This window comes from Leptothrix toolikensis (SeqCode) (assembly GCF_057922285.1).
In genome coordinates this window covers 17,780-28,196 of record NZ_JBYSVC010000030.1, presented here as the reverse complement: position 1 = coordinate 28,196, position 10,417 = coordinate 17,780, and the positions used below count along the sequence as shown (strand labels likewise).

The window sequence follows — 10,417 nt, the reverse complement described above, 5'->3', positions numbered from 1 at the left end:
TTGATCCCGGAAGAAAACGCCAAGGATCTGCAAGACATCCCCGAGAACGTCAAGAGCCAGCTCGAAATCATCCCCGTCAAGTGGATCGACAAGGTGCTGGAGATCGCCTTGGCCAGCAAGCCTCAGCCACTGCCCGAGGAAGAGGTCAAGGCCGAGCCGCCCAAAGCGGTCGAGGCTTCGGCTGTCGTGACGGATGCCCTGAAACATTGAGTGGTTAATTTGCCCCAGGGTCTTGCAAATCCTGGGGAAATTGCCCTACAATCTCATTCTCGTTTGATGCAATGCATTAAGCGAGAAATGCGGGAATAGCTCAGTTGGTAGAGCGCAACCTTGCCAAGGTTGAGGTCGCGAGTTCGAGTCTCGTTTCCCGCTCCAGAACTTGAAAAAAGGGAAGCCCATCGCTTCCCTTTTTCGCAGTAGCAAGTCATGACTGGCGCGGTAGCAAAGCGGTTATGCAGCGGATTGCAAATCCGTCTAGGGCGGTTCGACTCCGCCCCGCGCCTCCAGTTCAACTGGTCTTAAAGCCTCGCTCACGCGGGGCTTTATCATTAGAACCCTCCGTCTTCAGCCTCTGAAGATCGGGTTGCCCGGATGGCGAAATAGGTAGACGCAGCGGACTTAAAATCCGCCGACTTTAAAACGGTCATACCGGTTCGATTCCGGTTCCGGGCACCAATTCAAACAACGCATCGCGCCGCACCCCCCCTGAAAGCCCTAGAGAATCAACGCTCTGGGGCTTTTTCTTTGCCCATAGAGCACCGCATAACAACGCTTGAACCTACCCCCATGAGGGGGCAAAAATGGGGGTAACCACAAATAAGCCTTCAGGAGTTACCCCCTCCATGACCACCGACAAGCTGACATATGTCGCCATTCATCATGATTTTGACTGCCTCATCTCAATGACTTGAGTGAAGTCTGTTTCGTCGCGTTAACTCCCGGTAAAGTAGTCGAACATCTACAAATGCACAGGGAGTGCGATGTTCGACCAGGAAGAAAAACTCGTCCGAGAACTGATTAAAAAGGCAAATGCCCCCGTATTGGGGCTGCTTGGGGGACTCATCCCAAGTGTTTCGCGTAAAGCTATTGAGGCCGATCTCCGTGTCTCACCAAGCGCAAGGTACTTTTCCCGGAGACTCGATCAATACCCCGCCCTTTTTGGCATCTGGCTCGCTGAACACGTCATGAATGGTCTCGGTTTGTCCGGGCATTTTGATGTTTATCCACACGTGCGGAAGGCATTGGGTGGCGTTCAAGGACTCAGTACGCCAGAAAAAGAGCTTCTTTGGCGGGCCTTCCGGCGCGCTATGTTCAAGCTGGGTATTCAGCCGTTGCCTAGAACTTACGGCAGCCATTACATGATTGACGAATATGCACGTCAGGCTGGTGTTCCTGTGGCTTTTGCAGATGATCTAGCGGCCCGGATGCTCCAGCTAGCCAAGCGTATCGGCCTTCCAGATGAAGACGATCAGGAAGGCATCCTCACGTGGCAGTCAACACTGCTCCACCGGCTCCAGCCACCGTTCAGTTCAACGGCCCGCAAGGCCGTTGAACGTGATGGGCTGGGCTACTACACCCGTTCGTTTCTTCGAGTGTTCAGCAATCGCGGTGTGCCTTTCCAAGGGGAGGCGCTCGATGAATCTCTGGCAAAGGCCTTCGTTCGTGACGAGGGCTCCAGAGGTATCAAACGTGCAGCGCTTCCACAGTTGCTCTATAGGGACGGCGTGCTCGGTGTTTTCTTTCCGCCAACTGGCAAGGAAACGGCCTTTGAAGTGCTTTGTGGCGGCCTAACAGTCTCGGTTCGTAGCGGTGAAGAGGGGAGTTTCCGAGCTCTTCCGGTGGATTTACCTGCCGACGTCCAAGTCCTTGGGACTGATGGAGAGCGCCTGCTGAGCGCAAAGCTCTGGCCGGATCGTGCATCGAATCGTCTGCTCGTCTTTAACGATGCAGGTCGACTTCGTGCTACGGCTCAGTTGGGCCAGGGTGACCCTGTTGAGTTGCCACCCGGTCATTACATCGTTTTGTGTCGGTTCGCCCCGACGAACCTTCATGACTGGGATGAGGTCAGTGACGCCCCCCACCTTGTCGAGGTGCTCGTCACGTTGCATCCAGGCTCGGACGTTTCGATAGTCAACGGATCAGCCCAGGTTCGGCTGGCAGGGCAGAACTTACCTTCGTTTCGCCTCGATGGCACATTAAAAGCGGGTTTGGAGAGGGTTGAATTCCATTACGGTGCGCTCAGTGCTGCCGTGGAGATTCCCCAAGACTGGAGGCAACCGGGGCAGCAGGCCTACGAGATGCGGGTATCGTCTGGCAGCTTTTCGTGTCCCATTCACGTAGTCCTTGATCAAGAGGGCAGAGGAACTGTTCGGCTGGATGAGGCGCTGACCACGGGCGATGTTCAGCCCGGCGTGCTTCGGCTTGTGGTCGAGCTTGCTCGCGTCGGAGAAGCGCGGACCTTGCAGCGCCAGTCATTGCTTTATTGGCACGGACTTCAATCGGTCAGCTATGGCCTCAAGTTCAGCTACTCGGCGAGGCCGGTAAACCTGCTTAAGGCTGCATGCAGCGGGCTGAAGTTCGGGCCGGTTGGCGCGGAAGCTTTGAACGATGCGAGTAGGCTCCTCCGTATTGGCTTCGACGTGGGTGGTGGTTACTTCGTTCACTTCAGCTGGAACCGCCCTGGCGTGTTCGTCGAGGTCGAAGTGCCCGGGAAGGATGGTGGCTCGACTGTGGCTTCCAGACCCTTGGGTGCGACAGAGACGGTTTCGCTGACGACGCAGAAGTCCATCATCGTCAGCGCCTCTGAGCCCGGCTACATCTCGCTCGGGACATGGAAACAGTATGTTGACTTTGGCCATCGCCCGAGCAAGGTGTTCTCCGCAGCGTTCCTTGCCAGTCGCCTTGAGCCGGGCGCGCGAACGTTGACCTACGAGACTGAAAGTGGTGGCGCGTCGGCAGATCTCTTGGTCCTGTCACAACCGCATGTCGCCACCGCCATCTCCACTTCGAGGCTGGCAAACGTCTTCGAAATTCGGGTAACGGTGCAGGGCGAGCCCACCGAGGTCGCGGTCACCGGCAAGGATCTTGGCAGCGGACGCGAGGCTCGAGCTGAGCACGAGCTGATGGCAGGCATCTGGCACACCAATGACTTCGCACGCATGCAGGTCTACAACGTGGCCAACGGCTCCGCCCACGTCATCTACGTTCTGGTGGACGTAACGACGCTCCCTCCCGGCGTGTGGACGTTGGGCTTCGGTGCGCGCATCGGAGGTCTTTGGGGCCGACTTGAGGATGCGGATGAGGGCCGCATTGCCGTTGCCTTCGCAGTGGATGTCGTCGGCCAAGAGATACCGGGTGTCGAGGTAGTCAAGGCGGCCGAATTCCTAGAAGAACGGGACGCTATCCAGCGTCTTGGGCTGCTCAACGAGCATTTCAGGAGCTATTGGTCACCAGTTTGTTGGGAGCAGCAGAGCTGGCTCAGCCAGTACTGGAGCACTCTTCTCAACCGCTTCAAGGAGCGGGAGGCTGATTACGTCGCCGAGCTTATTGACATGACCATGGCTAAGGCTGCTGCTGATGTGCGGCAGGGCTTCCAGCCGAAGCAGTCAGTAGGTGCCTTGCTGACAAAGCTCTTCTGTTTGCCGAAGTTGGAGTACCGAAAGGTCCATGCCAAGTCTCATCCGCTATCTGTGGCCCTACGTGCTATGCCCGAGCTCAGGGGGGCCGTTGTAGGGGCCTTCGGTACGACGCTTCATCAGGTCGTCGCCGGCGCTTTCTCGAACATGAAGGAGATGATACAAGGCCGACGACCCAAGGAATTCGATTTGGCCGCCTATCGCGAATCCCTCAGAGTGACAACTATTGGGGACCCTACGCGACTCGATGATCAGAGCTTTTTGCCAGGTCCCGGCGAACTCCTCGGTCCTATGCACCTCGCTCATGCTTGGCTGGACCTAGAGAGGGGCTACGCCACGAGTGCGACCATGCCGGGGCCAAGAAAGTCACTTGGGATTGCTCTGGCGAGGCTCCTCATGCAGCAATCGTCGGTCTTCGATGGCTCGGCTCCAAAGGGACTTCAAGGACAGAAAATCGTCATTGAAATCAAACCATTCAACCCGGAAGTCGTTGAAGCGTCGGAGCAGGAAAGGCAAGAAACCCTCCTGCGAATCGCCAATGCATGCAGTTGGCTCGCTTGGTATTGCCGTTTGGAAGTGCGGCAGGAAGGCTCGCTTGCGAAGCTCTACGACAACCTGAACCGGCTACGTTGGCGCATCGAACTACAGCCAAACGGTGTCAGCGATTGCATTGCTTACTACCTGCATGTGGCTCCAGCAATGTTTGCCTATTACCTACTGCTCTGGGAGCTGGTGCTTACCGTTGAGCTGGACCCTGGTGTTCAAAATGTCTGAAACCAACCCGATTGCCTTCGCAAACAGCCTTCGTGCGGTCCTGTCGCGCTACATAGCGACCACATTACCTATATCTCGGCGCTATCCGATGCTCGCAGCGGAGTTTCGGGATCTCTTGGGCAAACAAGAGCTGGTTAAAGGCCCCTATGTCGAGGCACTGCCAGACTTTGAGAAGGGGCAGCCACTGTCAACACTCCTTAAGTCTGCCGGTGGCTTTCTACACGACGGAATGGGGCTGCTTCCCTACCAAGACCGCAGACTTCATCTTCACCAAGAGGAAGCGCTTCGCCGAGCGATTGTGGACCGTGAGAGCTTCTTGACGGCAACGGGTACGGGTAGTGGAAAGACAGAGACCTTTCTCTTCCCCATCGTGCATGACCTGCTGTCAGACCCTGATCCATCACGGCCGGGTGTACGGGTACTTTTGGTCTATCCCATGAACGCGCTGGCCAACGACCAGCTGTACTACCGGGTTGCGCCCATCTTTGCTCGGTACCTGAAGCAGTACGGCATCACTTTCGGTCGATACACCGGCCAAGTGAAGGCGGGTGCCAAGCGAGATGAGGAAGAGGCTCGCCTTTGGAATAACCGGAAGCTGATGGATGCCCTTGACCATCCTTCGATCATCCCGAAGAACTGGATGCTCACCCGTGACGAGATGCTGGCCGATCCGCCGAAGGTGCTCATCACCAACTACGCCATGCTGGAGCACCTGTTGCTTCTTCCGCGTAACTCCGGGCTCTTCGCTACGAACTCACTACGTACCATCGTTCTGGACGAGATTCACACCTACTACGGTGCCCAAGCGACAGAAGTTGCCTTCCTCCTTCGAAAACTGAAGACCCGGCTTGGTGCAGACGGTCCCATCCAAGTATTCGGTACCAGTGCGAGCTTGTCCTCGGACGATGGCGCTGATGATGACCTCAAGAAGTTCGCTTCCGATCTTCTAGGCGAGCCAGTGAATCGAGTTATTCATGGCAACCGTGTTACGCATGCTGACCTAGTTCGTCCCTCGAGTGACGAATTTGGCCTCACGGCGGACCAGTGGTTCAAGTTGGGTGACGTGCTTAAGCAGATGCTTGAGCAGCAACCTGAGGACCAGACCGGCGACTGCTGGAATGTCTTCGTTGATATGCAGGGCGATGACTTCAACCAAGTCCGACTTCCTGGGACAGGAAGCGAACTGGCATGGAAGGGGCTCGTTACGCTGTTCAGTAGGAACCGCGAAATTCGTCGAATCGCAGCAACGCTCGAAAGTGGACAAGTGGTGCCATTTGCTCACTTGGCCCAACTAGTTTTTGATACCTTCACTGGCGATGCCCGGATACGTGAAGCGGCGCTCAGCAATGTCATTCATATCGGAATGCTGGCGCGCCGAGATCCCGGCGAGTTCCCACTCTTGCCAGGCCGGTACCACATCGCGGTCAACAGCATTGAAGGGCTTGTGGCACTTCCCACCGCGCACGGGGAGGGATGGGCGCAAGTGCGAGTCGGACGAACCTACTCCGATGACGATGGGCACTACTTCCCTGTGTTGACATGCCGTAAATGTGGGCAGCCATTTCTTGAGGGCTGGAAGGACGGACGGTTTGTTCATCCACGGCGTCCTGACTCTTCAGAAGGCAGCGCCGAGCGCATGGTGTTTTGGCTCGGACAGCCCATTGGTGGAACAAAAGACGAGGACGACGAGATTGAAAACCCCGATGGTGATGACACTTCTGGAAAAATTGAACGCATCTTTGTTGATCTGAAGACAGGTGAGATCACCACCGCAGCAGAGGCTGTCGTGCCGCTGTATTCGGTTCGCACGGAGAAGGACGAAGAGGAGCGAGCGTTGTATGTGAGGCGTTGTCCGGCCTGTGGTGGCAGGGCAACAGGTGCTGACGCAGAAGTTGTGACGCGTATGCATCCTGGTAACGAAGCGCTTGGAGCTGTGGTGGCGCAGCGCGTTCTGGAGGCGTTGCCGCCTAGTCCCATCAACCATGCCGATCCAAAACCGTCGTTCGGTCGCAGCCTTCTGACGTTCTCAGATAACCGGCAGGATGCGGCGTTCTTCGCTCCTTACTTTGAGCGCACGGCGGCAAACGTTGCTTTGCGATCAGCAGTTCGAAAGGTACTTAGCGAAGCCAGCACCCCGATGAGCTTGCCTCAACTGGCGGAGCGTGTGTACGAGCTATGGCGGCGTGATGGTGGTCAGCCGCTGCTCCTGAACGATTCAGGGGATATCCGAACGGATAAACAAGACATATCCCAGCTTCTTCAAAATACCCTTGGGTACGAGTTCTGCACGCCGAGCGGCCGTCGAAATTCACTCGAAAGTCTAGGGGTGGCCTTGGTCACTTACGACGAAGTACGACTGAAGGGGCTGTACCAACAGGTCAGGCAGTTTTGGCCTGCCGGGCTACCGGACGATCCGGAGACGGTTTCAGCGCTGTGTCACATGTTGCTCGAAACGATTCGGCGAGAGCGTGCGTTGTCACAGCTGCACGACGTTTCGATGAAGGACAGCGCCGTCTGGGGTGATTACAACCAGCACAGGACGTTTGACATCGAAGCTGGCGATACCGGTGTTCGCTTCAAGTGGCTACCGAACCAACAGGTCAAACGACACAACCGCCGGTCGTGGTATCTCATCGAGCAGCTTGGGTTGGAACGCGATGTGGCTGTTCAGTTCCTGAGGGCGTTCTGGGTGGTCATCACGAAGCCACCTACGACGATCTTGAAGAAATTTCCTCCCGGATTCGGTATGGATGGGAACCTCATTCGTGTGAAGAGTGGGTTGCAGGCTCCTCTGTATCAGTGCCCGAGTTGTGGCTTGTTCCAGCGGTACGTTGTGACGAGGAAATGTTCAGGTTTCGGCTGCAATGGGGACGTCGTACAAATCGGCGAAGACGAGCGCAAGCAACTGCATCGAGAGAATCATTACCTAGCCTCCTATGAGGAGACAAATCACCTGACGCTTCGGGCCAGAGAGCATACGGCGTCACTGTCAACGGAGCTTCGCGAAGAAATCGAAGGCCAGTTTTCCGAGCGCCGCCTGAATCTTCTGAGTTGCACGACGACTATGGAAATGGGCGTTGATCTTGGTGACCTAGAGGCCGTCGTCAACCTCAATGTCCCACCAGGTATTGCGAACTACCAGCAGCGGACCGGCCGGGCCGGTCGCAGGGCTCAGGCGGCCCCATTTTGCGTAACGGTTGCGCGTAACAGCAGCTATGACCAAGCTGTATTTCGTGAACTCAAGGAATACCTAGCTTTATCACCCGCTACGCCTTTCATCAATCTTGGGAACGCTGAGTTGTTCCTACGCCACCAGATTTCGGTCGTCCTGTCCCACTTCCTTCGCTATGCAGTAAAGCAGGATGTCAATGCTCCCTCGTTGAAGCATCTATTTGGTGAAGTTCTTAGCCCAGATGCGAAAACGGCTTTCTTTGACAAGCTCTATGCGTGGGTCGATGGGGATGGCGGTAAGCAGGCATTTGCAGAAGCTGAGGCTCTTGGTGATCAACTCCCGGCGGACTTGGCGTCTTCGCTGGTGACGCGTGGGCAGGATCTGCGTCGTGCCATCGTCGATCGTTTTCGAGAGTTCGCCGAAGATGTAGCCGAGAGATGTACCGCCTATATCGCTCGGATGAAAGAAGCTGCTGATGCGAGCGATTACGGTAAGGCCGACTACTGGCAGAAGCAGCGTGAACAGTACATGGACCAGTTCTTGGTCAATGAGTTATCACGGCGTGGTCTCATCCCAACGTACTCTTTTCCTGTCCACTCCCTGACCCTTGAAGTTCAAGATGGCAGTAGGTTTGATAGGTTCCAGAGTCAGGCAAAGGTGTCGTTGAGTCGGGATGCCAGCTATGGCATCAGCGAATACGCACCCGGAGCAGAGGTCGTTGCGAATGGTCGTATTTGGGAAAGCTCGGGTCTAGCCAAGTATCCCAAGGCTTTCATGCCGACTCGCTGGTACGCAGCCTGCCCGGAGTGTTTCCATGTTGATGTGGGCGATGCCCCTCAGGATCTGCCTGGTGCGTGCAGTAACTGCGGATCATCGGAGGGCCGTCGCAAGCGCATGTACGTCGAGCCCAAGGGATTCGTTACCAGTGCAGCTAACAGCAGAGGGCGTGACCCAGGGGTCAGTCGGCGGCGTGTGAAGCCTGCGGATGAGGCCAGATTGATTGCTTCACCCCGAGATGAACAGTTCAAACCGACTGAACTTCCGCTCTTGAACACAGCGCTGCTTCTGGCTCGGGCAACGGAGAGTAGCGTTCCTCGTGGAAGCCTTTTCGTCGCGAACCGTGGCACGCATGGTGAGGGCTACTACAGGTGTTCGTTCTGCAACTTCTGCGAACCGCTCAAAAAGGTGAAAGCACCCAAGGTTGTGAAAGGGAAAGCTGGCGCTGGGATTGCGACCCGTAAGTGGGTACACCAAGACCCTGCAACGGGACAGAAGTGCCAGAACGAGGCCTTGCCAAAGATTGGTCTGGACTTCGCACACACCTTTAACACCGATGTGCGCTTGCTGCGGTTCCTTGCGCCGCTGCCGGAACCCGAAGATGTTGCCGGGGATTTGCGCCGATACCAAGAGCGGTTGGCTCGAACAGTGGCCGAGGCCTGTCGTCTGGGGGCTTCAGACCTGCTGCATCTTCATCCAGGTGAATTGCGTTCAACCTATCGGCTGTACAGCAAGGCAGGGAGTCTCGTGGAGGTTGTCTTGTACGACGGCGTTCCGGGAGGAGCTGGCTACAGCGCAAAGTTGGGGGAGCCGCAGTTCAGCTTCCGAAAGCTGATTGAATCCGCCCAGGAACGATTGAAATGTCCTGCATCGTGCGACTCTGCGTGTCGGTCCTGCCTATGTGATTACGGCAACCAGCGCTACTGGGATAGCTTTCAGCGGCTTGACGCGTTGGCATGGTTGGATAGCTTGCTTGACAGCCCATCGGTGACCGAAGGTCCTGGAAATTACGTTCCGTGGGCGAAGCCGAGCATGGCCGGCTTGAGCGAGCGATTTGCACCCTATCCGAGCATCACGGTCATCGCATCGTCGCTAACAAGTTCGGAAGGCTATTCCGAGGCAGATCTCAATCAGGTTCTTCACTGGTTGCAGGCAGGCAAGAAGGTTCGGCTTTGTGTGGTCAACGAGCCAGAGCAAGGGCCAACCGATTATTCGATCCTCATGCTCTATCGGCACCTCTACCCGTGGGCCAAGGAAGGTAAGTTGACAGTGCATCACATTCCGAAGATTGGAATGCAGGCTTCTGAATTACCGAGGTTGTTTGCCTCGCTTGACGATGGTGGACTGCTCGTTAAACAGGCGTTCCCTGTGCAGGCAATCTTCCAAGGGCTTGTCAGTGCACCAGCACTGCTGGGTGCTTCAGACCAAGATGTGCGCGCTAGGGTTGAAGCGGTTTTCAAAGAGTCAACATGGATCTCGGCAGACCTCTTCGCAGAAGGGGCCAGCATGTCGATGTGGGAGCTTGCCGTAGGACAGAGGCGTGACCTGACAGACATTTTTCGAGATGTGTCGGGGCTGCATGTGAAGCAGCTGACTATCAAGGATCCGTATTGTGGAACGCCGCCGAACAGATGGCGCATCCAAGCGTTTTTGCAGTTTGTTAAGAGGCATACGACTGCGTTGGAAGCTGTGCATATCTACTGCTCCGAGGTTCGCGACCGTGATGGTGATGTGGAGCATCGCTATGACGTATCTAGAAAGCTGGAGACCCTGATAGACGAGCTGGGGATCCCGAAGTCCGAAGCATTTGTCAAAGAGTTTGGGAGAAATCGCTCATTCCATGACAGAGAGCTCAGTTTCGAATGTGCTGATGCTGCGGGGTGTGATGTCACTCATCGGTACTTCCTGACTGGTGGCATCGACTATTTACTTGACGATAGAAGCGACACCAAAGTGTTCCATACCAAGATTTACAGCTGAAAAAGCTTTTTGGGTGGTTTGGTGCTCGCATTAGTTGTGATGGCGAATGGTGGGCAGTGATCTCTTGTTTGCAAGCGAG

General features: G+C 55.9%; 3 protein-coding genes and 3 tRNA genes. All 6 read left to right on the top strand.

What is annotated here, in order from left to right; all coding sequences use genetic code 11:
- Positions 1–210: S16 family serine protease (locus AC3VI7_RS06425; protein WP_489671431.1), on the top strand; the 210-nt coding region annotated here is incomplete at its 5' end.
- Positions 211–299: 89 nt separating this feature from the next.
- Positions 300–375: transfer RNA gene (locus AC3VI7_RS06420), tRNA-Gly, on the top strand.
- Between the two features lie 57 nt (positions 376–432).
- Positions 433–506 (top strand) — tRNA-Cys (locus AC3VI7_RS06415).
- A gap of 79 nt (positions 507–585) precedes the next feature.
- Positions 586–675, top strand: a tRNA-Leu gene (locus tag AC3VI7_RS06410).
- 305 nt (positions 676–980) lie between these two features.
- The gene (locus tag AC3VI7_RS06405) at positions 981–4,409 is read left to right on the top strand and encodes a hypothetical protein (protein ID WP_489668428.1); all 3,429 of its coding nucleotides are present in this window, start codon (positions 981–983) and stop codon (positions 4,407–4,409) included.
- Positions 4,378–10,338 (top strand): DEAD/DEAH box helicase, encoded by a 5,961-nt coding sequence (locus AC3VI7_RS06400; protein ID WP_489668427.1) that lies wholly within the window; start codon positions 4,378–4,380, stop codon positions 10,336–10,338. The genes AC3VI7_RS06405 and AC3VI7_RS06400 overlap by 32 nt, the downstream gene beginning before the upstream one ends.
- Positions 10,339–10,417 lie beyond the last annotated feature (79 nt).